Annotated in this window: 26 protein-coding genes; 15 read left to right on the top strand and 11 right to left on the bottom strand. The window is 48.5% G+C overall.

Features of this window, described 5'->3' with window-relative positions; translation table 11 throughout:
• The first annotated feature begins 381 nt into the window (after positions 1–381).
• Entirely contained in the window at positions 382–543 is a 162-nt protein-coding gene (locus AB4875_RS08690; protein ID WP_368375669.1) for a PFL_1563 family small protein, read from the top strand.
• A gap of 235 nt (positions 544–778) precedes the next feature.
• Here the strand turns inward: AB4875_RS08690 and AB4875_RS08685 are convergent, their stop codons facing one another.
• A complete protein-coding gene (locus tag AB4875_RS08685; RefSeq protein WP_368375668.1) occupies positions 779–1,360 on the bottom strand; it encodes a TetR/AcrR family transcriptional regulator in 582 nt (193 codons plus the stop codon).
• Positions 1,361–1,469: 109 nt separating this feature from the next.
• Between AB4875_RS08685 and AB4875_RS08680 the strand changes: the two genes are divergently transcribed.
• The 4 genes from AB4875_RS08680 (at position 1,470) to AB4875_RS08665 (ending at position 5,202) form a co-directional block, all read left to right on the top strand.
• The gene (locus AB4875_RS08680; protein ID WP_368375667.1) at positions 1,470–2,015 is read left to right on the top strand and encodes a hypothetical protein; all 546 of its coding nucleotides are present in this window, start codon (positions 1,470–1,472) and stop codon (positions 2,013–2,015) included.
• 12 nt (positions 2,016–2,027) lie between these two features.
• Complete coding sequence (locus AB4875_RS08675) at positions 2,028–2,306, top strand: hypothetical protein (RefSeq protein ID WP_368375666.1); 279 nt, start codon at positions 2,028–2,030, stop codon at positions 2,304–2,306.
• 55 nt (positions 2,307–2,361) lie between these two features.
• Entirely contained in the window at positions 2,362–4,632 is a 2,271-nt protein-coding gene (locus AB4875_RS08670) for a TonB-dependent receptor (RefSeq protein ID WP_368375665.1), read from the top strand.
• A gap of 213 nt (positions 4,633–4,845) precedes the next feature.
• Positions 4,846–5,202: a DoxX family protein gene (locus tag AB4875_RS08665; RefSeq protein ID WP_368375664.1), complete on the top strand. Its 357-nt coding sequence runs from the start codon at positions 4,846–4,848 to the stop codon at positions 5,200–5,202.
• Positions 5,203–5,234: 32 nt separating this feature from the next.
• Here AB4875_RS08665 and AB4875_RS08660 read toward each other — a convergent pair whose 3' ends face one another.
• Entirely contained in the window at positions 5,235–6,527 is a 1,293-nt protein-coding gene (locus AB4875_RS08660) for an esterase/lipase family protein (RefSeq protein ID WP_368375663.1), read from the bottom strand.
• 346 nt (positions 6,528–6,873) lie between these two features.
• On the opposite strand from AB4875_RS08660, the gene AB4875_RS08655 reads away from it, so the two are divergent.
• Positions 6,874–7,056, top strand: a complete 183-nt coding sequence (locus tag AB4875_RS08655) for a DUF6435 family protein (protein WP_368375662.1) — start codon at positions 6,874–6,876, stop codon at positions 7,054–7,056.
• A gap of 37 nt (positions 7,057–7,093) precedes the next feature.
• On the opposite strand, the gene AB4875_RS08650 is transcribed toward AB4875_RS08655, so the two are convergent.
• The 5 genes from AB4875_RS08650 to AB4875_RS08630 all read right to left on the bottom strand — a co-directional run bounded on the left by AB4875_RS08650 (position 7,094) and on the right by AB4875_RS08630 (position 10,766).
• A complete protein-coding gene (locus tag AB4875_RS08650; RefSeq protein ID WP_368375661.1) occupies positions 7,094–7,435 on the bottom strand; it encodes a DUF2834 domain-containing protein in 342 nt (113 codons plus the stop codon).
• Between the two features lie 76 nt (positions 7,436–7,511).
• On the bottom strand, positions 7,512–7,934 hold the full coding sequence (locus tag AB4875_RS08645; RefSeq protein WP_368375660.1) for an MAPEG family protein: 423 nt from the start codon (positions 7,932–7,934) through the stop codon (positions 7,512–7,514).
• A 149-nt stretch (positions 7,935–8,083) separates the two neighbouring features.
• Positions 8,084–9,007 (bottom strand): DUF1295 domain-containing protein, encoded by a 924-nt coding sequence (locus tag AB4875_RS08640; protein WP_368375659.1) that lies wholly within the window; start codon positions 9,005–9,007, stop codon positions 8,084–8,086.
• A gap of 165 nt (positions 9,008–9,172) precedes the next feature.
• Complete coding sequence (locus AB4875_RS08635; RefSeq protein ID WP_368375658.1) at positions 9,173–9,649, bottom strand: DM13 domain-containing protein; 477 nt, start codon at positions 9,647–9,649, stop codon at positions 9,173–9,175.
• 220 nt (positions 9,650–9,869) lie between these two features.
• Entirely contained in the window at positions 9,870–10,766 is an 897-nt protein-coding gene (locus AB4875_RS08630) for a LysR family transcriptional regulator (RefSeq protein ID WP_368375657.1), read from the bottom strand.
• 131 nt (positions 10,767–10,897) lie between these two features.
• Here AB4875_RS08630 and AB4875_RS08625 point away from each other — a divergent pair, with 131 nt between their 5' ends.
• The 4 genes from AB4875_RS08625 (at position 10,898) to AB4875_RS08610 (ending at position 16,023) form a co-directional block, all read left to right on the top strand.
• Positions 10,898–11,344 carry a DoxX family protein gene (locus AB4875_RS08625; protein ID WP_368375656.1) on the top strand — a complete coding sequence of 149 codons (447 nt, stop codon included), beginning with the start codon at positions 10,898–10,900 and terminating at the stop codon, positions 11,342–11,344.
• 156 nt (positions 11,345–11,500) lie between these two features.
• Positions 11,501–12,457, top strand: a complete 957-nt coding sequence (locus AB4875_RS08620; protein ID WP_368375655.1) for a glutathione S-transferase family protein — start codon at positions 11,501–11,503, stop codon at positions 12,455–12,457.
• A gap of 332 nt (positions 12,458–12,789) precedes the next feature.
• The gene (locus AB4875_RS08615) at positions 12,790–13,983 is read left to right on the top strand and encodes a GAF domain-containing sensor histidine kinase (RefSeq protein ID WP_368375654.1); all 1,194 of its coding nucleotides are present in this window, start codon (positions 12,790–12,792) and stop codon (positions 13,981–13,983) included.
• A 639-nt stretch (positions 13,984–14,622) separates the two neighbouring features.
• Positions 14,623–16,023 (top strand): hypothetical protein, encoded by a 1,401-nt coding sequence (locus AB4875_RS08610; protein WP_368375653.1) that lies wholly within the window; start codon positions 14,623–14,625, stop codon positions 16,021–16,023.
• A 332-nt stretch (positions 16,024–16,355) separates the two neighbouring features.
• Here AB4875_RS08610 and AB4875_RS08605 read toward each other — a convergent pair whose 3' ends face one another.
• The 4 genes from AB4875_RS08605 to AB4875_RS08590 all read right to left on the bottom strand — a co-directional run bounded on the left by AB4875_RS08605 (position 16,356) and on the right by AB4875_RS08590 (position 20,598).
• Entirely contained in the window at positions 16,356–17,513 is a 1,158-nt protein-coding gene (locus AB4875_RS08605; RefSeq protein WP_368375652.1) for an acyl-CoA dehydrogenase family protein, read from the bottom strand.
• A 38-nt stretch (positions 17,514–17,551) separates the two neighbouring features.
• Complete coding sequence (locus AB4875_RS08600) at positions 17,552–18,241, bottom strand: glutathione S-transferase family protein (protein WP_368375651.1); 690 nt, start codon at positions 18,239–18,241, stop codon at positions 17,552–17,554.
• Positions 18,242–18,252: 11 nt separating this feature from the next.
• Positions 18,253–19,428 (bottom strand): acyl-CoA dehydrogenase family protein, encoded by a 1,176-nt coding sequence (locus tag AB4875_RS08595; RefSeq protein ID WP_368375650.1) that lies wholly within the window; start codon positions 19,426–19,428, stop codon positions 18,253–18,255.
• 108 nt (positions 19,429–19,536) lie between these two features.
• On the bottom strand, positions 19,537–20,598 hold the full coding sequence (locus AB4875_RS08590) for an AraC family transcriptional regulator (protein WP_368375649.1): 1,062 nt from the start codon (positions 20,596–20,598) through the stop codon (positions 19,537–19,539).
• A 272-nt stretch (positions 20,599–20,870) separates the two neighbouring features.
• Between AB4875_RS08590 and AB4875_RS08585 the strand changes: the two genes are divergently transcribed.
• From AB4875_RS08585 to AB4875_RS08565, 5 genes are all read left to right on the top strand, one after another.
• Positions 20,871–22,022, top strand: a complete 1,152-nt coding sequence (locus AB4875_RS08585) for an iron-containing alcohol dehydrogenase (RefSeq protein WP_368375648.1) — start codon at positions 20,871–20,873, stop codon at positions 22,020–22,022.
• Entirely contained in the window at positions 22,019–22,459 is a 441-nt protein-coding gene (locus tag AB4875_RS08580; protein ID WP_368375647.1) for an acyl-CoA thioesterase, read from the top strand. Before AB4875_RS08585 ends, AB4875_RS08580 begins: the two co-directional genes overlap by 4 nt.
• 49 nt (positions 22,460–22,508) lie before the next feature.
• Positions 22,509–23,375 carry an acyl-CoA thioesterase domain-containing protein gene (locus tag AB4875_RS08575; protein ID WP_368375646.1) on the top strand — a complete coding sequence of 289 codons (867 nt, stop codon included), beginning with the start codon at positions 22,509–22,511 and terminating at the stop codon, positions 23,373–23,375.
• A gap of 87 nt (positions 23,376–23,462) precedes the next feature.
• On the top strand, positions 23,463–23,786 hold the full coding sequence (locus tag AB4875_RS08570; protein ID WP_368375645.1) for a VOC family protein: 324 nt from the start codon (positions 23,463–23,465) through the stop codon (positions 23,784–23,786).
• A gap of 76 nt (positions 23,787–23,862) precedes the next feature.
• Complete coding sequence (locus AB4875_RS08565) at positions 23,863–25,557, top strand: alpha-glucosidase (RefSeq protein ID WP_368375644.1); 1,695 nt, start codon at positions 23,863–23,865, stop codon at positions 25,555–25,557.
• The last annotated feature ends 66 nt before the right edge of the window (positions 25,558–25,623 follow it).

Here is a 25,623-nt window from a genome sequence, read left to right as displayed (position 1 = left end):
GAACACATTATTAGTAATGTTGAAGGCCGTACTGGCAGTTGACAAAAGGAGGCTACAGGGCGGACAACTAAAAGATTTCCCGATAGAGACACCGAAAAAAGCGTATACTGTGGCAGCGAAGTATGGCAAGGGCAGCGTTAATACACGCCAGATATACCACTGCATCTTCTATCGGCAGTATAAACGACACGCGAAATGACATCGGCCTAAGCGGATATCACTACATTCGAGATAGCTGTCAAATCAGTTTCACCCAGTATTTTCGCAATGGTGACAGCGGGAATAGAATTTCATTATTCACTACAACGAGATTTGCCCCAATTCAGATAGTAGCGATTATCAAAGCGGGCGAACAAGCCAATATTTAACAAGGAATATAGAATGAGTAAGACACCCGCAAAAGATATCGTCACTACAGCCACTATTGAAGAACAAACGGCTGCCTTTTTAAAGTCTGGTGGCGCGGTTCAATATGTCGTCAAAGGCGTCAGTGGCCAAATCGTTCCTCCCCCGACTAAACAGCCTGAAGCAAAAAAGGCCTAATGGTCTAGATCCTTGGTGCTAAGGCCTAGCATCAAGACCTAGGGTAGATAAAAATAAGTAACACCCCCAGCAAGTTACAGCGCCGCCACCTTGATCCATACTTTTTGATAACTCAGAAGGTGGCAAAGTGCTCATGCATACCACAAGTCAAATCAACTCGTTTCCTCAATCTGCCTTGAATAGCCCTAATCTCTTTAAAGCCATCACACCTTGATACGGCGCTCAGCCGAATGTGCTATTTTTTTAAGCCAAGAACGCTATCAAGTATCCATTGAAGCTCTTTGTCATCGGAGCCAGCTTTGGGTAAATGGGCAAGCATGGGCTCGGCAATCCCAATAGCCATCATCAATCTTGCACGGCGATGTGCCTCTTCCTCACTATAAGCAAGGGTTTTAATATTGCTCTTTAAGAAATTAAGTAGCAGCTCATCAGCCTGGCATACCGCCTTATAAACACCTTCATCGTGTTGCGCCCAATGGCGCATCACTTGATCGAGCCTAGACATATTGCTGCTTAGCCAATAATGGCTAATTTCCTCGATAACTGTGCGCCCATTGTCGGCGGTCTGCGCCTCAATCGCACGGTGAATGGCAACGTGAAAATTACCGGCCCATGCGTTGACCAAGGCGTCAATTAGCGGACCGCGGCCTTTAAAGTGCCAGTAAAAACTACCCTTAGAAACGCCCAAGCGCGAACATAAGCTGTCTATTGTTAAGGCGTCCGCCGTCCCCGCCTCTGCAAGAAGCTCAAAGGCCTCGCTGACAAAATCCTGTATCGATTTACGTCTATTCGACGGCTTTGTGACACCCATGTTCATGCAGACCCCAAAATTGTCAATACTCTTGACTATAATACATACCATACCGTATGGTATTGTCTTAGAGATTAACAGTAATTACCATAACAATAAAAACCAAGAAGCTAATATGAGCATGGATACCCTGAGCCAATGGCTGGCTAGCCACTATATACATATCAAATTTATCCATATCAGCTTTGCGACACTCTGGCTGTGGAGCACCTCGGTCGCCTATTTAAATTATTTAGTGCCGGTACTGCGCGCATGGCAGGCGGACCCCGACGATATAGATAGTATAAAGAAGCGAAATTGGGCAATGGAACGTTTCGATGACGGCGTGATACTGGAGCACACCGCCTTCCCTGCGGTCCTCATTTCAGGTTTAGCGCTACTGCTCATTAGCGGCTGGGGGCCACAATCTTATTGGCTCGCTATGAAGCTCACTATTGTCGTTCTGGTTTTTCTACCCATTGAATGCCTTGACTATTGGCTCTCTCACTTTGGCGGCAATAAAGCCAAGATACGCCGCAGCCTTCCCGACGGCGACAGTTTTAATTCACCGCACTATGAGCTGGCCATCCACCGCCACTGGTGGTTCCTGATTGTCACTACACCAGTCATCGCCATTGGCGGTATGACCGTGCTGTATCTCGCCATTGTTAAACCTATGTAGATGAGACCTAAGATGACTAATGACAAACAAGCCGCATCCCGTCACTTTGCAGTAAGCTCACATCAAATTCGTCTTATTGCCATCGCGATGGGCTTATATATTTTGCTAATTATGTGGCCCGTCTTTGATCTCTGCCGCCTGTTATTGGCGTCCGACCCATTGGCGTTTTCGCTACAAAGAGGAATATACGTTGCCGCCACCGCCATTGTGTTTTCGCTTTACGCCTACTGGCAAATGGGGCGACTGTGTTTACCAACATCCAGTTTAAAAAAGTCCAGCGTGGGAAAATAGAATTACCGAAAACCTGAGCACTTACAGAATAAAACCAATAGCACGGACAATAATAATGAAAATAATTCTACTGTTAGCTATTCTGATCGCGTCCGGCAATGCCTGGACAGACATCAAAGAAAAAAAACGCAGAGACTATATTGAAGAAGTCATTGTCACTGCGCAAAAACGTGCTGAATCGGCACAAGATGTTCCACTCTCGGTATCGGTAATGAGCGCGGAGCGCATGCAGGCCTCCGCTATAAAGTCCTTTGAAGACGTCGCCCTTGCCAGCCCCAACACCGATATCAATATGACCCCAGGCTACGTACAAGTGGGCATGCGCGGCCTGAATTCGCCGATAAATGATGGCATGGAGCAATCCGTTGGTTTCTATGTAGATGGCATTTACTACGGCAAGCTCGCCTTTCTACAAGACGCCTTTCTTGACCTCTCACGCGTCGAATTATTAAAGGGCCCGCAGGGCACATTGTTCGGCAAAAACACCGTGGCAGGCGCAATAAGCGTGACGAGTGCCAATCCGCAGCACGAGTGGCAGGCCGGCGCGACAATCAACGGCGGCGACTTTGGCAATCAGGAAATTAGCGCCACCGTGAATGCCCCCCTCATCGAAGAAAAACTCGCGCTGCGCTTAGCCGCCACTAGCCATAGCAAAGACGGCTATGTTTATAATTCAGTCCGCAATGTCGATGAGAAGCAAGTCGATAAACAGGGGCTTCGCGGCAAACTGCTATTCGACGCCAGCGACGATCTTAATTTTGTTCTAACCCTGTATCGCGGTGAAGCTAAAGACAACGGCCAAGGTTGGGAACCCTTTGTATTGCAGCCAGACGCGGCCACCGTCCACGGCCTGTTCGACGCCACCCTAGAAGATCGCTTTGATTATGTTGGCCACAGCAATAGCGACAACGCCAGTAGCAGCGAATCGACGGTTGTTAACCTAGATACTAACTGGGATTTCGGTGAGCAATTACTGACGATTATCGCCAGCCATGCACAAATGACCGAATCCTTATACGTTGACGCAGATACCGGCCCCGCCCCCATTGCCGACTGGGATAGGCAAACCGAATACGATCAACAAATGCTGGAAATTCGCTTCACCTCAGCACCGGGAAAACTTGAATACATAGTGGGCGCTTTTGGCTTTCGTTCAGACAATCACCTAGATGGTGATCTGCGCATGCTACCCGATCCCGCTGTCAGCGCTGTGCTGTTAAATGCGCTATCGTCGGCACTGGCTGATCAGCTTTCGCCCATCACCGGCCCACTGGGCAATATTCTTGACCCCTTACTTTATAGCGCTTCCACCGACGCCTTAATCCAAACCTTTCAGCAAGACACCAGCACACTCGCCCTATTCACCCAACTAAGCTGGAATATCAGTGATCGTCTCAGTGCCATTGCCGGACTGCGCGCCTCAAAAGAAACCAAGAAGGTTGACCTGGTACAAGACTACGAGCAAACCGGCCTGCTACTACAGAGCGCCTTTGGCGTCACCGAGTACACCTTGCGAGACAAGCGAAATGAATCCAATGTCGCCCCCAAGTTGTCGCTAAAGTACGCCTGGGACGATCAGATGCTCTATGCGTCTTACTCCGAAGGCTTTAAAGCCGGCGGTTATAATCCTTTGGCCCGCACCGCCGACGAATCCGGTTTCGATCAAGAAACCGCCATCGCCTATGAGCTTGGCTATAAGCTCACCGCCCTAGATGGCGCGCTAACTGCCAATGCGGCTGCCTTTCAAACCCAGTTTAGCGACATGCAGATTCAAGCGTTTATTGGCAATGGCTTTCTAGTCAGCAACGCGGCCAAAGCAACTACCGAGGGGCTGGAGTTCGACATAAACTTCCAACCTTGGCGCGGCACCATGATCTACGCCAGTGCCGGCTATACCAATGCCTTATTTGATGAATATATCGATGGCCCCTGTCAGGCTGGATCATCAGATGACACCTGCGACCTCACCGGCAAGCAACTACCCAGAGCGCCAAAATACAGCGCCAATTTTGGCTTCCACACTGCAGTACCGCTTATAGATAATAAATTAGCGCTGGTCTTGGGCGCCGATTACAGCTGGCGTGACGATATTTTCTTTGACCTAGACCTCGACCCCATCGATACCCAAACCGCCTACTCGCTAGTGAATTTACATATTGGCCTAGTCGACCCCCAGGAACGCTGGCGCTTTATGGTTCATATTAAAAACCTAGAAAATAAACTCATTCGCCAATTCACCGCCGACCTACCCATCTTTGAAGGTTCACATATGGGATTTTTAATGCCGCCCAGAATGATCACGGCAGAGCTCAGTGTCAGTCTTTAATATCGCTTCAAAATAATAATAAAGGGCAGCATTTATGCTAAAGAAGATATCACCGACGCCCACTCCAGTGATGCCTAGCTTTTCACTGGAATTTTCATCGCCACCTCACTTGACGGCCACAGGCATATTGGCGCGGTTAATATATTTAAATAGAACTTGGGCTCAAACTCACGAGCGCTCGCTTAGCAAAACAGCCCCTAAGGGTGCGGTCCAATGAATATCGCAGTGAGCATCTTGCAGATCGTATTTATTGTTTTTTTTAGTATTGCTGGCGCAATGAAAGTATTGGGCCACACTCACATGCGCGACGAATTCGATAACTTTGGTTACCCGCACTGGCTTATGCGTGTTGCCGGCACACTGGAGCTGATTGCCACCCCACTATTAATCGTCGGATTCTGGCAGCCAATCTACGCTGCATTCGGTGCAAGTCTACTTACCGCCGTAATGATTGGCGCCTGCTACACCAATTTCACCCAGCGTCCTGCGGCCTATGGCTGGGGCACAATGGTCTTGGCTTTACTCTGCGCAGCACTGGCCGCCCATTTCTCAATGCTTGCTGACTTTTGATTTCATCAGGGCCCTGCGTAAATGCAGGCCGATCAGCGCTGCAACCAGGTATTCAACTGCGTTGCGACACGCTGGTCATGCAACATCGCTAAATGGCCTAAGCCATAAAAAATACGGCAGTTATCTTCCGAGAGTTGCAGATTAAATTCAGGCTTAGGGTGTTTACCCCAGCTACTGTTGGGGTGAACCAGACCATCACTTCGCAGGCGCGACATGTCTGTGCTTGCACACTTAGACAAGCTTGCACCTATGGCATAGTGCTGTATGCCCGCCGCCAACGGTACGGAGCTGCGGTGATCGGAATTGTCTTCATGCTCGTCATGGAGCTGCCAGTCGTCATCTAATATATTACCGTGACGCAGATCGGTAATGCCGGCACTACGAATTCTGCCGAGTGCGGCCAGAGGGGCGGTGTAGGGGCTGTAAGTCATGGATTTTTGCAACCAATAACCACCGCGCTCAAGCGCCGAACCGTGGTGTGGCGTACCCACATAAACGACTTTGTCGACTTTCTCCAACCACGAGCTTTGCTGCTGCTGCGCCAAATGCAAGGCACTGCGTGTCAATAAACCACCCATACTAAAACCAACGATGCTTACCGATTCTACCGGCACAGGCCAAGCGTCGATCAAGCCGCTGATCTGCTCACCAAATTCGCGACCATTTTCTGAGATGTGTCGGCCAGAATTATAGTGTGCATAGACCGGCGTATAGCCGTGTGCATCTGCCAGCATACGACCGTGATTATGGTTCTTCGAGGTCCACTCCATATCATTCATACAAAGGCCGTGCGCCAAAATCAGAATCCGACCACTGGGGCTAAAATCGGCCTCTGCGAAAGCACATGGCTGTGGATATACCTCAACCGCCCGCAAGGAGGTTTCAAATAAGCTCGCAAACGCTATTTTTGGCTCGATTTGGTCGCCGTCTACACTGGGGCTTTCGGACCTGTCTAGCGGCAGATACACCCGCATCCGCATAGGTATCGCTAGTGGGTTAGCAGTTTTTAGCAGGTGGTCTCCACAAACGCCGTTTAGTGCCGCGATAGCTGCGGCCCGATGCGGGCCCGGTGGATAAAATTTGTCGAAATAATCCGATGCTGGCGTGAGTACGACGTCAGTCGCACTGCGGACTCCCCTGTTCACCTGCCGCACTACCTCATGAACCAGACCGGCAATACCCCGCGCTCGACCCTGCGGCGCTTTACCTAGTGGCAGCGGCACAGCCGCAATATTGCGATACATGCCCTCGACAATATCAGTGACATTTTCTACTGCATCAAAGGCTAAGCGGGCCGCGCCGTGCAGGCTTTTTCCAGTTTCCATAGATCATCTCGGTGGTCATTCTCTCGCGCTAGCTTGCATTTTCGGGGAGCAAAGCGCTGTTCAATAAATATACAAGCTGCAATATACCTAGCTTGAGCGCGAGTTAGTACACTTATGTATACATATATTCACAAACCCACTACTGAGATCATTTGGTGCCTCGTGGTCCCGTGTATCAGTCGCCCACCCTAAACGCTGCCTGCATGCGCTGAGAGCAGTGGCGTTTCAAAGAAGCAGCGCTTGAGATCGCCCTAACAACGATTGATAGACTTTTAGAGCTAAAATGTAAACCGGAACTGACTGGGCCGCGTACACACCACTATTAAACGACTTTCAGGTGTTTGCCATGTTCTCATTTCTTAAGAAAGACCCTATTAAAAAACTAAACAAGCTCTATTTACAAAAACTAGAAGAAGCCATGTATGCGCAGCGCAATGGCGATATACGGTCTTACTCCACCATCACTAGTGAAGCAGAAGACATTAGAATTAAGATGGACGCCCTGCGCGAATCTACCGCAAGTCTGTAGCGAGTCCCATTACCTCAACTTTCCAGACGCTCTTTTATTACACTTGTTCAGTGCTCTTGGCACTCAACTGCGAATAACGGAGCAACAAGTAAAGTGCGAAACCCACTGCCACACCCGGAACCACACCCAAAACTAGGCAGACCCAGCCGTGCTTTATTCCGTCATTTGAAGCTTCAAACCATACCCAGACCGCCAACACAAACCAGCAAAAAAATACGTCGGTGGAATATCCGGCTGCAAATGGGTTAACAAAACCCGCCCCAAACGCCGCAATAATATCGGGATTTTGAATCAGTGCCGGAATCATCAAAACACAGAAAATGATTGTGAATAGCAGCGCCGCCAATATAAGGCAGGCTTTGAACACAGTACGACTCATAATTTAACTCTCGCTAGATAGCGCCAAGAAAATACTTAAAGTGATAAAACCAGGGCGACAGACGTACCCGTGACCGCTAGGGAAGCGCCGCCAAAATTTGAACACACATGGCGAACGTACAACCGACTCCGACAAAATAGGCCAATGTCCGCCAGGGCTGAAGTCCTATCAGGTAACACAATGTGTGCACATAGCGGGCCGCAGTAAATATCATAAATAACCACACTGCCGAATCTGGAGAAGCATCCACCAAAATATAGGCAAGGCCAAGGCATAAAAAAATTGGAATATTCTCAAGATCGTTTAGCCAAGCACGGGCCGACCTTTGAATTTGAGGAAGCTCTTCCATAACCGGCTCTTTTCCTAGGAAGGCAGCATCTTCAGGCGTCTTAAACGTCATTTTACCGATGCGATGAAAACCCTGATAGGCAGAGATAGCAAACATCTTTAAGAACAGTAGCACTGCAGCTACCGCGTACCAATAAACTGCTTCCTCCATAGTTTCTCCTTAATTCTCTGGCGGGCTGTAAAGAACGTGTTCAAATTTCAAGATACTAGCCTAGCCAAACTCTTCAGTAAATTTAATATCTACTCACAAACATCATCGCCACAGCCGTAACCGCAGCGCTGCAAAACCTCATCAAATAATTAAGATCCTGGATTTTTTGGAAACCAAGGAAAAAACCTGTTTGTTGTTTCTTGATACCTTTTATATTCAGTGCGTTTTTGAACTGAATAGTATTCCGAAGGAATGGCACCAGTGAGATAGTTGAGGGTAATGTACAACATCACCGACGCGCCAATCGCGCCCACCCCCAATACGATCCAAATAGCCAGGATTTCAAACTCTTGCAATGCCAGCCACGAAGGAACTGAGGCTATCACCAAGCCCGTCCACACCAGCCATTCAGAAAAATAGTTGGGGTGACGGCTGTAGCGCCACAAACCAATATCACAAACTCCCCGCTTGTTTTTCGAGATAAACAGCATCTTCTGCGCATCCGCTATCGATTCCAGAATATACGCCAAGAGCCAAATACCTACGCCCGCAATTTCCCATACTGAAAACACATCGCTACCGTTGATGGCCAGCATAAAGCCGGGCAAGGCCAAAACCGACATATTCGCAAAGCCCTGGGCCATAATTTCGGCCAGAGAATGAAATTTAACCCGCGCCCCGTCAGACTCTTCCAAAATCATGCGACGATAGACGTAGCGAGGAAATTCGGTTTTAAAAATAACACCCGTGGCCTTAGCCATAGTCAACGCGCCTAGGCCCATGCGCAAACCAATGAGCAGATAGACACCGCCAACCACAAACTTACGGATGGCATTGCCATCGCCCATCAATAGAATCAGAACACCAATAAGGGCAACACCAAACGGCCAAGCGATATCAACATATGACATACGGCCCGTTATTAGAAATGGAATACATGCGACCAAGATAAAGAGCACCACCTGAACAGCCGCGTTCACCAACATCATGGAAACCAATGTTTCATTCGCGGCAAACATTACCACCGACCAGATAGCCAAAAACACCACACTTAACGCGCCACCGAAATTCATCCCCTGCCCCTAGATTGATTGTTTTAAATGAATAAGATACCGGCTAGGAAATACCCCCATACCCTTAAACTCACGACCATGATTATGCACGCCAGCCATCACCTATTAGATTTACTGCTGCTCAAGCCCACACAGCCGCCACCATGTTAAAGGTCACAGCAGCGATCACTTGTATTTAGCAGAGGTAATAAACTCGCCGAAAGTCTCACACCAAACGACAACACTTGTGTAACGCGACGGGTCGACACCTGCGGGAAGCTTAATCAAGAAGTTGGCAAAGGTCTTAATGTCGCCAACGAGCGCCATTCGCGACTTCAGCCGATTGAACTCGGCTTCGGTCTCGACAAACTCAGGCGAGAGGTAGAGCTTGTAGTCCGGCCCTGGCGCTAGACTACCCATGAGCGAGATTGAGTCACGCCCTATCGATACTTTGCCCTCTCCCCAGTGAAAAGCGTCGCTGCCCTCAAGGTCGCGATGAAACTCTGCCGAGTACATAGCCCCGTCAGCACCCGCAGATATATCAGCCAGCGATGGCGGTGGCGGAGCGATAAGAATAGGCAGAGCATAAATTCCCCCAGCAAAGCCAATTGCGACAGCAAGCCCGTGGGACACAAGGAGTAAGAAGGCGTACTTAATCTTCACGAATAGATCTCCGCTTATTTTTTATGGCCTTGCAAACGCTTAAGAAGGCCTTTGTATCCAGCGAGCGACCTTATCAAGGCCGGTCTATAGTGGGTTCATTTCAGAACTTTTAATATTACACAAAATATCCCAGCGCGGACATTGTGTATTAAGGCCGGGCTTGTCTACAGCAGACAATCACGTCGCCGCTGACCTGTTTAGCAATACGGTTTCAGCACCTTTAGCCTAAAGCGGCCGCCAAGCCCTGTGTCAGTGCCCGCAAGCCCCGGCCTTTATTACTTATTTTCCAAGCGATAAAATTTTCAAGGACAGGTACTACGGCTAACCCCAGCGGGATTAATTCACCGCTATCAAGTTGCGCTTGAATACGCTGGCGTGGCAGATGACCTATACCAATGCCGGCCCGTATCGCCGCCACTTTTTGATCAATGTTTTGTACATAGAATATTTTGCCATCGCTGCTCAAGCCCGCGCTGCGAGTGACACTCGTCATCGACGTGTCGTGGGTAATGATCCGCCTGACCTTAGAGAGCAAAACCTCCAAAGTCTCTGGCTTCGCCGCAAAAACGGCCAGCTCGTGACAAGACGCTATTACTGGCAGCAAATCAAGCCTCTTCATAGGTATCGCGCGGTAGCCTTTCTGGAGCGGAACCGGCCCCGGCGAACCCACAATCAAATCAACCTGACCCTGCTCTAGCGCCTCCCAGCCGCCATTTAAGACCGATTCACGCACATCTATTTCAATAGTTGGATGCTCGCGGAGAAACTCAGACAGCACCGCAAAAAAACTGGAATAGGATTGCAATGACTCAACAGCAATATTGATATGGGTCTCCCAGCCCGTGGCAAGCTCCTTTGCCTTATTTGCCAGATGCGCCGTGGTTTGCAATATCTCCCGGCCCTCGACCAGTATTAGCCTGCCCGCTGGCGTTAATACTGAGCGCCGGCCCTGGCGCTGAAACAAAGTGATATCTAACTGTTCCTCTAGCTTTTGCACGGCGTAAGAAACCGCCGAGGTGGCTTTATTCATCTCTTCCGCCGCTTTTGCAAAGCTGCCGCGTCGCTCGATCGCGTCGAGTGTTTCCAAGACATCAATTGTTATTGGATTTCTCGCCATTTCAGCACCCTAAAATAGTTCTAATAATTAGAACATTCTAAACAAATAACACCTCTTATTACCACATCCAGAATCATTACAATGAGCACATCAGTTAAGCAAACCTCATAACAAACGCATGGAGAAATATAATGAAAGCAATCATAAACACCATCACTTCAACACACAGCGGTCTAGACACACTAGCCATTCGCCTAGCTGCGGGCGCCATTTTTGCTGCCCACGGCGCTCAAAAACTATTCGGCTGGTTCGGTGGTTACGGTCTTGAAGGCACCGCTGGCTGGATGGCATCGATTGGAATCGAGCCCGGAATGTTAATGGCAATCTTAGCCGGCAGCGCGGAATTCTTTGGCGGTCTATTCCTCATCGCCGGCGTGCTAACACGCCCCACAGCCTTGGTTCTTGCCTTCACCATGATCGTTGCTATCGTTACCGTTCACTTGGATAACGGCTTCTTTATGGCAAATAATGGTTACGAATTTGCCCTAGCTTTGCTCGCAATCAGTGTCGGCCTAGTATTCAGAGGTGCGGGCAGCCTAAGTGTCGATCGCCTGATTAATATTCAACTGCCAAAGTAGACTATTCACTGAACAAACATCGTATAAGTGATATCAACAAGAACATATTAGCCATCAATAGCAGCGCAGGATTTAGCCCTTAGGCCGACCGTATTACCGGATAAGAATTACAGGTCGGCCGCTTTATCGGGCAACACACTTTATAGGAGCAACATAATGGGTTTATTACAGCAGGGTAAATGGGTTGACCAGTGGTATGAAACAGACAATAGCGGCGGTGAATTTCGCCGTCAGGACAGCGGCTTCCGGCACTGGTTAACGCCAAACGGAGAAGCTGGCCCCGAGGGTCAACAGGGTTTTAAGGCAGAGAAAGGTCGCTACCATCTCTATGTATCACTGGCCTGCCCTTGGGCACACCGCACACTGATTTTTCGCGAGCTAAAGCAATTGCAAGACTATATAGATGTCACCGTAGTCGAGCCAGTCATGCTGGAAAACGGCTGGGAAATGAAAGACCCGCTTTACGGCCTGGACTTTCTCTACCAATTGTATCTGAAAGCCGATGGCGATTATGAGGGTAGAGTTACCGTTCCAGTACTGTGGGACAAGCAAACCGAGACCATTGTGAGCAATGAATCCTCAGAGATTATTCGCATGTTTAATAGCGCGTTTAATCATTTAAGCGGCAACACCAGCGACTATTACCCAGAACCTTTACAGGCAAGTATCGATACTCTGAACGACCGCATTTACAACACCGTTAATAACGGCGTCTACCGAGCGGGCTTTGCAAGCACCCAAGAAGCCTATGAAGCCGCATTTCATCAATTATTTGAATCGCTAGATTGGCTTGAAGACCTGCTATCCCAGCAGCGCTACCTGACAGGCGGCCAAATAACCGAAGCGGACTGGCGTTTATTCACCACCTTGATTCGCTTCGACGCGGTGTACTTTGGCCATTTCAAAACTAACCGCCAATTACTGGCCGACTATCCCGCCATTAGCGGCTATGTACGCGAGCTGTATCAAGTCCCCGGCATAGCGCAAACGGTCAGCTTTGAACACATTAAAACCCACTATTACGCCAGCCACCTGATGATCAACCCCACCGGGATCATCCCCTTAGGACCAAACCAAGACTTTTCTATCGCTCATGGGCGAGAAAAACTGTAAATCCGGCAAGTACCGGCCTGCTAGCAAACTTGTCGCCGCAGTCAGCATTTCTACATATGCAATTGACTGCGCTCGCCACGGAGCAGGTTCCAAATACAGAAAACACTGCTATCTTGAATATACAAAGACGTGAAGGATTTGATATAGCCGCGCTAACTATGCCGCCATTACATAAGAATGGAGCGGATATTCCGTCTATACTCACAGAACCCGCAGCGGAAAACCGGAGCGCACCCAGGCTGACGTAAATATAACCTCAACACCCCGTTGCTAGCTGTTTTTTCAATGTACTTGGTGCTGCCGAGCTACCTAAATCTAGGAATTTGTGCATTATGATAAGCGCCGCCTTGCACCCAGATGAAACACAACGTATCGAAGAACTGCTGCGTTACGAAGTATTGGATACTGAAGACGAACAAGCCCTAGATGAACTGACTGAGTTGGCAAGTTCCATTTGCGGTACATCAATCTCACTTATCTCGCTTATCGACAAAGATCGCCAATGGTTTAAATCCCGCGTCGGCCTTGACGCACCGGAGACACCTAGAGATATCGCCTTTTGTTCCCACGCTATCTTGCAAGACCAAGTATTTGAAGTAGCAAATGCATTAAAAGATGAGCGCTTTGTGGACAACCCACTGGTAACCGCTGGGCCGGACATTCGCTTCTACGCGGGAGCACCACTGGTAACTAAAAACGGCCTACCCATTGGCACCCTATGCGTCATTGATACCGAGCCTAAAATGTTGGATGAAAATCAGAAGCTCGCCTTAAACATCTTAGCCAAACAGGTGGTTAGTCAATTAGAGCTGAGACTTCATAACCGTCGTCTAGAGCGCATGCAGAAAGATCAGCAAGAAATTTTTGCCGTTATGGCTCACGATTTACGCTCCCCTTTCACCGGCATTCTGGGTTTATCAAACATTCTGCGCGAAAAGGCAGACACCTTAAAACCAGAGCGCCTTGCACAAATGGCAGATGGCATTTTGGCGTCATCATTAAAATTTTATCAATTACTAGACGAAATTTTGCAGTGGTCGCGCAATCAATTGGGCGCTGTTCACGTTGACTTAACATCTACGCCATTGGCTCCACTAGTCATAGAAAGCATGGATTTCATGAAAGAAAGCTTTGCCTTAAAAAAAATAAATATCACCTATGATAGAAATGATAATACTGCCGCTATGGCTGACGTCAATTTAACGAAAACTATCATTCGCAACTTGTTGGCAAACGCCGTCAAATACACACCAGAGAATGGCAGTATATACATTGAAACCAACACCGTTGACGGCGAGGTGCAGCTGGTCATAAGAGATAGCGGACCAGGAGTACCCGCAGAGATAAAAGATCTGCTATTTGGTGACAGCGTCACTAGTCAGCATGGCAGCGAGGGAGAAAAGGGTTCTGGCTTGGGTTTAAGCTTATGCGGTAATTTTGCACGTAAGCAAAAAGGCTACTTATCCCTAGATAGCGATTATAAAGACGGCGCCAAATTGATACTCCACCTTCCTAGCGCAGCTTAATAGCATATAGGATGTAACGCTATAATGAGTAATATCTCAGCCGCACATTGCTGAGCCCCATTTAAATGCTGTCATAAACAACGGATTAAAAAAGTAGGGCAATCTAATTCAGCCCCTCATAAGATCCATAGTATAAATAACATTGCACTGCAGAATATCCTTATCTTTGATTGTCGACGGGCTGTTAATTATGATCCCGTTTAGCTAAATATTCGCAACACAGATTGAAGCCAAACTTCCGCAATACGTGCTTATTACCAACCTTTCGGTGCATTTCCATACGATAGGTGACAGCCGATCTTATAACGATTCGTGCAGATATTCGCTGCGTCATGGTTTATACAGATGAGCCACTCTAGCCGAGCCTGATTGATAGTAGCCGCCTTCCCGTCTCCGCTGAGACGGATTGGAACAGGGGTATTGTCTGACGCAGTCTGATCATCTTTTCAAGTATTATTAGATTGTCTAAGTTCCAATTATTCGATTAAACTTAAGATTACCAAGTTTTCTGCTTGCTAAATTTAGCCAGTCTTTTCACTTGGTATATTTCCAGCCTGACACCTGCATGAGTAGTGAAAGCGTGATTATTAGGCTGGGAAAATGAAAATATTTTATGGATAAATATGAAATGGAGCTTCTATGATCAGAATAACTATCAGTACGAAACGCAGTCTCACTTATGTTGCAATCATGACCTTAGCCCTTTCTGCATGCGGCGGAGGAAGTAGTGGCGGCAATAACGCTTCCGGTTCAGAAACAGATGGGAATGACGGCGGGACGGCCAGCACATTGAAAGGAGTCTTTGTTGACTCGCCAGTCCAGGGCTTAACCTATGAAACAAACACTGGCGGAGGTGTGACCAATGCTAACGGGGAATTCACCTACAAGACTGGTGAGTATATAAGCTTCACACTCTATGGCAATGTGATTGGTACTGTCGCCGCGGGGGACATCATCACCCCAATGGATCTGCAGAACGAAACCCATAGTCAGGATTATTTCCTTAACATCGCACGCCTTCTTTTGACACTTGATGCAGACGGAGATACCACAACACTTCAACTTCCTAGTGCTTCGGATTCAATCATCGATTTCGATCAGCAAACCGAAGACTTTGAAAATGACCCATCCGTTGCCAGCTTCGTGCAAGCCAACGCCAACACATCTCTGGTTGGTGTTGCCGATGCACGTGCGCATTTGGCATTATCGATCAACAATAATGCCGGCGACTACAAAGTAAATTTCAATGGACTAAATGCTTTCAGCTTAATGAGAAACAGTGAATGCCGACACTCGGTCGGCGGTCTCTCCTATGAATTTGGCGCGACAACTGTCTCCGGGGAAATTGCCGACTCATGGAACGAATCTTGTGGACTGTCCGCCACACCCGAACCGTTTTCTGAAGCATACGACAACCGGGCAGACGCTTGGTATAACTGCGAGAATGCGCCGATCTGCACTTATGATGAGTTAAACCGCACGTATAGCGGTCTAGACGCAGATAATCGCGACGTTGAAGTCACCATTTCACATAGAAAGGGATCAAATGGCATTCTCGTCGTAAAGCAATTTGTAGCAAGTGGTCGGGAAATCAGAGAGCTAATCGCCTTTTCTGATGAGCGAGTTACGGATTTTAATGGCTTGACGGCTAAAAGCGTCATCACATCATCCTATTGCAACCCTGAAATCACACAAGGTGGTTACAACTATCAGGTTAAAAGTACTACCGTTGACTTCACCGGTACTGACGGCTTTAACTCATTTGGTGGGTATAATAACTGCACCTTGAGCCCGTCTGAAACTGGAACCATAAACCTTAGTGACATCGGCGATAGCCATAGTTTCCCGTTTGACTGCGATGATAACACTAGCTGTACTTTTGCTAATCTCAACAAGGTTGTGACGGGGGTGGATCCGGATGAGCGACCGTTCATTATCCGGCGCCTTCACGTTACTGGCAGCAACCACATCACTCAGATAAAAGAAGTAAAGGAGTCTGGGAAGCAGCAATTCTTTGAGGAAATCATCTCTCTGCACTAAGTACGCATAGCACTTCATTAAGCTAGACGCTGCTCTGATTTCTCTTTTCTGGAATCAGAGTATGCAACCTCACGACTATAAACCAAAGGCACTAGCCTTAACATTACTTTGACAATGCTCATCAAAAGTCAGTACCGAACCCGCCGCAAGGTCCGGAGGGCAGACCATTGAATCAGTTTTAATTATGATTCAGTTTAGCTAAATATTTGCAAAACAGGTTGGCCCAGAACTTTCTCAAGAAATACTTAAGTTTAAATCGAAAGCACTACGTCAACGGAATAAGCTCCACATTAAAATGTAATATCAATTTAATGTGGAGCTCAACAGGCAGCCTATTTCTTGCGCTTCGGCAAGGTGCCCATGGTTTTACAAATAATGCTCAGCATCACCTCATCGGCACCACCGCCAATCGAGGTTAAACGGGTATCGCGAAAGGCGCGCGCTATTGGGTTATCCCACATATAGCCCATACCGCCCCAATATTGCATGCAGCTATCGGTGACTTCACGCAGCAAACGACCGGCCTTTAGCTTTGCCATAGACGCTTTACGGGTAACATCGGTGCCATTGAGGTATTCCTCTACGGCATTAAAAGTCAGTGCACGCAGCGCTTCGACTTCGGTTTGTAGTTCGGCCAAACGAAAATGCACTACTTGATTATCTAACACTGACTGCCCAAATATTTGCCGCTCGCGGGTGTAGTCAATGGTTTTACTAATACAATCTTCCATCGCTTTTAAACTGCCAGCGGCAGCAAACAAACGCTCTTCTTGAAACTGCAGCATTTGGTAAATAAAGCCATGACCTTCTTCGCCAATCAGATTTCTCTGCGGCACTCGCACATCGTCAAAGAATACCTGCGCAGTATCGGATGAGCGCATCCCCAATTTATTTAATTTTTCAGAGAATGAAATACCCGGTGTATTGGTGGGCACCACGATAAGTGACTTATTCAAATGAGGCTTGTCATCACTGGTATTGGCCAGCAGACACAAATAATCTGCCTGAGTGGAGTTGGTAATCCACATTTTAGAACCATTAATAATGTAATCATCGCCGTCTTTTTTGGCGGTAGTTTTAATGGCCGCCACATCTGAGCCCGCGTGCGGTTCACTCACAGCAATAGAAAATACCGCGTCACCAGCAATCGCCGGTGCTAAAAACTCCTTGCGCAAAGCATCACTACCAAAACGTGCCAGTGCCGGTGTTGCCATGTCGGTCTGCACACCAATCGCCATCGACACACCACCGGTTGCGATACGGCCCAACTCTTCAGAAAAAACAATCTGGTAGCTATAGTCTAAGCCCATACCGCCATATTCTACGGGCTTACAGATACCCAAAAGACCCAGATCACCCATCTTTTTAAACAATTCATGAGCCGGAAATATTCCGTCCGCTTCCCACTGGTCGGCATGGGGATTAATCTCGGTATCAATAAATTTTGCTATGGTTTGGCGAATCGCCTCGTGCTCTTCTGTGAATATCATTTTCTACTCCACAATAATATTTATGAGAGATATATCTCTTAAGCAAACAAATCTGGGATGTTCTCAAACGGGTAAGGAGCCGGCGAAAATAGCGACTTATCTTTACCCATTGGTTCGACTTTTTGAAAGGCTGGCCGCGCCATCATGCGCTGCATGTAATCGAGCACCTGAGGCTCATAAAACTGCGACAGCCCCAGTCCATGACCAAGATACAGCGCATAGACAATGGCAATATCAGCCACGGTAAAACGGCCGTCACATAGAAATTCGCGATCAGCAATATGGGTATTGAGACGCTTAAGACGCGCTAAAAACCACTTGTAGTAGTCTTTTACTACCTGCGGTTGGCGGCGATCCATAGGTTCTAATTGCGAATACCGCAGCACCAGCGTTTGCGGGAATGTTAGGGTCGCATCGCTGTGGAATAACCAGTTCAGGTAGTCACCGTACTCAGGGTGATCCGCCTTTAAACCAAAGTCATAGCGCTGATAACGTTCAACCAAATACAAGCCAATAGCTGAGGACTCTGTCATATGAGTCTCGCCATCGACAAAATACGGCACTGTCCCCAGCGAGTTCACTTCTAGAAATTCGCGCTGAAACATCCGTGGCGGAAACGCTAAAACCTCAAGGTCATACTCTATGCCCATTTCTTCCAGAGCCCACAAGGCCCGCAATGATCGAGCGGTATAACAATGCCAAAGCTTAGGTAGATTATTCGAAGTCATATTGAGTCCTGTTATAACTGGTATTGACGCGCCGCAAGGTCGCGCATTATTTCTTCTGAACCGCCGCCAATCGCATTAACGCGAACTTCGCGATAAAAACGTTCCACTCGGTTGCCACGCAAATAACTAGCACCACCCAATATTTGACTGGCCTCGCGTGCGCAGTATTCCATGGTTTCACTGGCCTGCACCTTGGCCATCGCCAAGTCACCGGGGTCACAACGGCCATCGATATAAGCTTGGGTTAGATACTGAAGATAGGCTTGAGTAGCATTGAGTTTTTGCTTCATAGTGGCAATTTTGTGACGAATCACTTGATGATCCGCCAAGCGCTTGCCAAAGGTTTTACGCTGCTGCGCCCATACGACTGCGTCTTCTAGGCAAGCCCGCGCCGCCGCCTCCATGGTCACCGCCAAACTGAGCCGCTCAGGGTTAAAGTTGGTCATAATGACCCAAAAACCCTTGCCCTCTTCACCTAACAAATTCTCGACCGGCACCCGCACATTATCGAAGTAAATCGTGCCGGTATCTGCGCACCACCAACCCTGCTTGCGGTCCAGCGGCGTTCTCGCCACACCCGGCAAATCAGTGGGAATCAATAGCATGGACACGCCACGGCCACCCTCACCACCGGTTCGCACTGCGGTAGATACCCAGTCGGCATTCATCACACCAGAAATAAAGGTCTTACTACCGTTAACAATATAATGATCACCATCGCGCACGGCGGTCGTGGTGAGATTGGCCACGTCGGAACCACCAGAGGGCTCGGTAATGCCAAGTGAAATACGCTTTTCACCAGCCAATACCTTGGGCGCAACCATCTCTTTAATCGCGTCGCTGCCGTAATTGATCACCGGCGGCAGACCAATGCCGTGAATAAGCAGATTACTGATTAAGCCCCCGGCAGATCCAGCCCGGGTAAACTCTTCATTGCAGATATTAATATGCCACTGGTCAATGCCTTCAGAGATACCGCCGTAAACCTCAGGGTAGCCCATTTGCATAACACCAATTTCGGCAGCTTTGCGCCACAGATCGTCAGGTATTTTGCCGGCCTCTTCCCAATCATCTAAAAATGGCACCACTTCTTTTTCCAGCCACTTGCGAAGCTGTGTGCGCCACTCTTCGTGCTCGGGTCGCAAATACGGATTGAACATCCTTGCGCTATCAAAACTGAGAGACATTGATCTTCCTTATTAGATTAGAGCGGTCAGCTTAGTCTATACATATGGACGATAATGGCTTGGGAATTGGTGCCAGCGAAATCGGGAATTGGTGCCACTAGCAGGGGTTTATTTCTTGCGGAAGTCTCTGGGAGAGACGCCATACCAGCCGCGAAAAGCCGCCGAAAAAGAGCTTTGATCCATATACCCCAGCAAAAAGGCAATATCAGTAATACTCAAGCGCTCATCGGCCAAATACTGCTGAGCAAGGTCCGCGCGCAACTCCTGCAGTATTTGTAAAAACTGGGTGCCCTGCTCAGCTAGACGCCGCTGTAAGGTGCGCCTGGAAATATTGAGGGCCGCCGCGACCTTATCCACGCCCATATCGCCACTCGGCAATAGTCGTAATAAGGTTTTGCGCAAGGCGATAATAAAGTCGCTGCTCGCACTATCTTCTTCAAATAAGTGCCGGATTGGCTGTGCTAAAACCTGCCCCCAGCCGGCATTTAAACCGATAAGGGGATAACCTAAACAAGCGAGATCCAGATACAAACTGCTTACCGGCTGATCAAATTTTAAATTGTCGCCAAACTGCTGCCGTAACAAAGTCAGGTCCTGTGGCCGCGCATAAGTAAAATGCGCCGCGCGTACCGGAATGGGCTGAACACACACTGAATTGACAATGGCGGCGGCGACCCCCAGCGAGGAGTCTGACAAATAACGCTGAGAGTTGGTTTCTTCTTCTAAGGGCTGCCAGTCTAAGCGGATAAACTGATCCTCGCGCCGCACTTTCACCTCACCGATATCACCAAAAATACGCAGCACACTAGGCATCACATTCAAATATTCTTTAAAGGTGCGACAACCAGAACAGGCATACAGCTGTAGATTTAGAAGGTTGATGTAATCGATACGGCCAACATACAGACCAATGTCAGGCTTATTGGTGGCTCGGGCCACGCAGTCGTATAAGTTAAACAGGTCTGCTACCGGAACTCGTTGATCGCTATCTACCTCCGCAGGCTGAACACCCACTTCGTTAATAAGCTGATCAATGTCTGCACCCAAGGTCTTTGCGGCTTGAAACAGCGTGTTCAAGGCAGAACTATTCACCGTCCAAGACCGCTTCAGCTCCGCGCTGAAGCGCGGCACAGAACTTAACTTGTTTGATGCTTCATTGCTAAGCGACATTCGTATTCTAAATAGCCTTTAATGCCTGAGTGTAAGAGTTCTATTTGGCGATCAGAATATGAGCTTCTGAGCACAAGAATCGAGTTTAGCCAGATTATACCGCGAACTTGAGTAACAAGCGGGGTAAAAGCCGGGGCCGGTCGCCTCAGTGGGTATCGAGTAAGCGTGATGCTCCGCTATCCTGTTTGGCATGCTAACATTGCACGCACTAAGCGCGCCTTAAATTTGCATATGTGTTTTACAAGATAACAACGAGAAAGGGACACGAGGATATGAAGGCCTTTGAGTTTCACACCACCAAATCCATTATTGTTGAACGCGGCGCCGCCGCACAGCTAGCCGATCGCATCCGCGACATGGCCTGCCAGTCAGTCATGATTGTCAGTGATCCCGGCGTTGTAAAGGCAGGACTGCTAGACGCCACGCTGGCCAATTTCAAAGACTTAAACATTCGCGCTTCGGTATTTGCCGATGTGGTCGCAGACCCGCCTGAAGCGGTCATTCTAAGCGGCATCGAGGCCGCCCAACAGCAGAGTGCCGATTGCATTATCGGTTTTGGCGGCGGCAGTTCTATGGATGTTGCCAAGCTGATAGCCCTACTAGCCAACAACGAACAAAAGCTAGCCGAGGTCTACGGCGTGAATGCCGCCAAAGGCCAGCGACTGCCGCTGGTGTTAATACCCACAACCGCCGGCACCGGATCCGAAGTCACCGCCATCGCCATTGTGACAACCGGTGAAAACGAGAAAAAGGGTGTGGTGTCGCCACTATTGCTACCCGATATTGCCCTGCTCGATGCCGAGCTAACACTCGGCCTACCCAGTCATGTGACCGCTGCCACCGGCATAGATGCGATGGTACACGCCATAGAGGCCTTCACCAGTAAACGCCTTAAGAACCCTATTTCAGATAGCCTCGCCAAAGATGCGCTGCGCTTACTGTCTGCCAATATTCATACCGCCTGCCAGCACGGCGACAATATTCAAGCACGTGAAAACATGCTACTCGGCTCTTGCTTAGCCGGCATGGCCTTTGCGAATGCCCCGGTGGGCGGCGTACATGCCCTAGCCTATCCCGTGGGCGCGCGCTTTCATGTGCCCCATGGCCTGTCTAACTCATTAATGCTCAATGCCGTGCTGCGCTTTAATTTACGCGATGCCGAACATCTGTATGCAGAGCTTGCCGACGTGGTATTTCCCGCCGCCGCAGGCACGCCGCATACCCGCGCGCTGTCACTACTTAATTACCTGAGTGACTTGGCCAGTGAACTCGGCATTCCTAAATCGCTGCGCGACGTTGGTATCAGCGAAGACGACATCGCCCTGCTTGCAGAAGACGCAATGAAGCAGAGTCGCCTACTAATCAACAACCCCCGCGAGATCCATTTAGCGGATGCCATCGCACTCTATAAGGAGGCCCTGTGAGCGATAAAGCAACGATTCCCTGCCGCGCCGATTTCCCGCATTTTTCAGAAATACAAACCCGCTGGCATGACAACGACGTTTATCAGCACGTTAATAATGTGGTGTATTATTCCTTTTTCGACACCGCCGTAAATCAGCATTTGATTAATAGCGGCGCACTCGACATCGCCAACAGCCCAGCCATCGGCTTAGTGATTGAAACCCAGTGCCGGTATTTTTCTGCGGTCAGCTTTCCCGACTTAATCGTGGTTGGCATAAAAGTGGAACACCTTGGCAATAGCAGCGTTCGCTATCAAACCGCCATCTTTCGCAATGACGAAGACAGCGCATCGGCGGTAGGCAACTTTGCTCATGTATACGTTGATCGCAACACCAATAAGCCGGTCAGCATTCCAGATAAAGTGAGATCGGTATTAGCCGCGCTCATCTGCGAATAGCTAATCGCAAGAAACTAAATTTGAGTGCCACAAGCCCATTGGAGTAACTATGTCAGACGGACTCAAGAGCCTACTTGACCTGCTCACACTTGAAAAAATTGACGAGAATATCTATCGCGGCCAATCCGAAGCTACCGACTGGGGCCGGGTTTACGGTGGCCAAGTAATCGCCCAGGCGCTGTCAGCCGCAGCGCAGCAGGTTGCACCCGACCGTCATATTCATTCATTCCACAGCTACTTTTTAAGGCCTGGCAACCCCGACTATCCCATCATCTTTGAGGTGGAAAGCAATCTAGACGCCGGCACCATCTCTAACCGCAGAGTAAAGGCAGTACAGCGCGGCCAAACTATCTTTTTTATGACCAGTTCATTTCAGCTCAACATCGATAGTTTCGATCACCAAAGTGACATGCCTATAGTGCCGCCGCCAGATGACTTACCCCCTGAATTAGAACTGCGTGAAGAAGACCTGCGCTTTGCACCACAAGAGTGGCTACCTAAATTTAACGCCGTGCGCGCCATCGATTTTCGCGCCGTCAACTACTACGACCTCAAGCAGCCCCACAAGAGTCCGCCCATAAAACAAACCTGGATGCGCCCTAACGGTCGCTTGCCAGACGACCCCTGCATCCACAATTACGTGCTTGCCTACGCCTCAGACTTTTTCTTTTTAGCCACCGCCAGCCAACCCCATGAAGTCTCGTTCTTAACTGAAGACATGCGTATGGCAACCATCGACCACAGCATGTGGTTTCATCGCCCTTTCGATTTTAATGACTGGCTGTTATACGATATGGAGAGCCCCAGCGCCTCCAATGGTCGCGGCTTTGTGCGCGGTAAAATTTATGACCGTGCAGGAAGGCTAGTGGCAAGCAGCGCCCAAGAAGGCATAATGCGTAAGAAGCGGGGAAGTTAAACCCGCAGCATGACGCAAACCAAGTGTCCAAAGGCTAGCAGCCAGCTTGTCGGAAAGTATTATTTTCAGCACTAAACAGGAGTAATAGTGAGAAAGTTACACATCGCCATTTCTACAAATAAAATTGAAGAAACCATCAAGGACTATAGCGTCCGCCTTGGACTTGAACCATGCTCATTTGTAGAAAATGAATACGCCCTGTGGAGAACAGACTCACTAAATCTATCGATCCGACAAGATCCAAGCTGCACACAGGGAGAGCTTAGACATCTAGGCTGGGAAGATGATTCAGCGCCAAACTTCAGCGCAGAAAAGGATGTCAATGGCATTACCTGGGAGCGATTCAGCGCTCAACAGCAGGCCGATGAAATAAATGAATTATGGCCACAAGCAAACTACCAAGCGAAGTAAAGTCCCTATCAACAAAATGCAGACTGACGCATAAAAACAGTGCGCCTGCCTTAAACGCTAAAAGAGAAATAAAATAATGTCAGATCTATGGTGGGAAAAAACAGTTATCTATCAAATCTACCCGCGCTCGTTTATGGATACCACGGGATCGGGTACAGGGGATATTGCCGGCATTATCTCTAAGCTAGATTATTTGAAAGAACTCGGAATAGAGACTATTTGGCTTTCGCCTATGTATCCGTCACCAACGGATAAACCCTATCACCTACATGACTGTGGCTACGATATCTCCAATTATCGGGACATCAATACTGAATATGGTGACCTTGAACAGTTTGACCAGTTGGTTGCAGAAATTCACCAACGTGGACTGCGTATTGTGATGGACTTAGTCCTGAACCACACCTCCGCTGAACATCCGTGGTTTGTTGAATCTAGATCCAGCCGCGACAATCCAAAACGCGATTGGTATATCTGGAAAGACGGCAGGGGTAAAAATGGCAAGAAGCCGCCGAATAATTGGACTGCCATGATTACCGGTGACGCATGGAAATATGATGAGCACACCCAGCAATTTTTTTACCACGAGTTTTTAGATTTTCAACCTGATCTCAATTATAGAAACCCCGAGGTTCAGGAAGAGATGCTTAACACCATTCGGTTTTGGCTCAACAGAGGCGTCGATGGTTTCCGACTTGATATTATTCACGCCCTATTTGAGGATGAGCAATGTCGGGATGAGCCTTTTGCGATCCCACTGCCATTCACCTCAAAATACGGACTGATTAAAAAAACCGAAAGACAACTACACTTACCGGAGACAATCGATTTCTGTAAACGGATCCGTGAAACCGTAGACGAATTCGGCGGCAAATTTTTAGTGGGCGAAGTGCACGGGCCAGCCGAAGACCAGCGCAAATATTTTGGTGACGTAGCAAATGGTAAGAGCGACGGCCTTAACCTAGTCTTTTATTTCAACTCATTAAATACGCTGTTAAACGTCAAAAAAGTAAAGTCGCTGATTAAAACCGCAGAGAGCTCCTTTGCAGATCCCCTACTACCCACCTGGGTCTTTAGTAATCACGACTTTCCGCGCCGGATTTTCAGACTAAAAAACGACATTAAAAAAGCCAAACTCAATGCGGCATTACAATTGAGCTTGCGCGGAGTGCCATGCATTTACTACGGTGAAGAAATTGGCATGAGCAACCCAACGCTTGATCCCAAAACCAGCAAAGACGCCCTTTCACACCATTTGCGCTTGCTGCCGGCGGTGAGTAGAAATCTAATACGTCATTTTGGACTTTTACTTAACCGCGATGAGGCTCGAACGCCTATGCAATGGAGTAGCACTGAAAACGCAGGATTTTCCCCGCCGGAAGGTCTGCCTTGGCTGCCCGTGAATGATAATTTTAAACGCTGCAATGTGGAGCAGCAGGAAAAAAATCCTGGTTCATTACTGCATTGCTATAAGCGGTTTTTAAAGCTTCGCAATAACTCTCCCGTTTTACAAAGCGGTGCCTTGAAGATAATAGAGCACCCTAACTTCCCGAGCTCTGTGTTAGCGTATGAGAGATACCTGGTAGATGCGCCGGCGAAATGCCTCGTGCTATTGAATCTTTCCAATCGAGCGGAGCATTTTTCAGTTCCGTATCAAAATGGTGAGATTCTGGCCTCAACCCTAAGCCAATCTAAAGTAATGGTGGCAAACAAAATAGCACTTGAGGCTTGGGAAGCGGTGATTATAGAAGTAGAGGGAATAGCTAGCTGAACCATGCTCATGCAATAAGCTTTAGCATAGGACGCGGCTACGCTGCGCCTATGCTAAAACCCTTAG

The sequence above is a fragment of the Zhongshania sp. R06B22 genome, from assembly GCF_040892595.1.
Classification (GTDB): Bacteria; Pseudomonadota; Gammaproteobacteria; order Pseudomonadales; family Spongiibacteraceae; genus Spongiibacter; species Spongiibacter arctica.
Note: the sequence above shows the minus strand (reverse complement) of the source record. Positions and strands in the feature narration are given on the sequence as shown.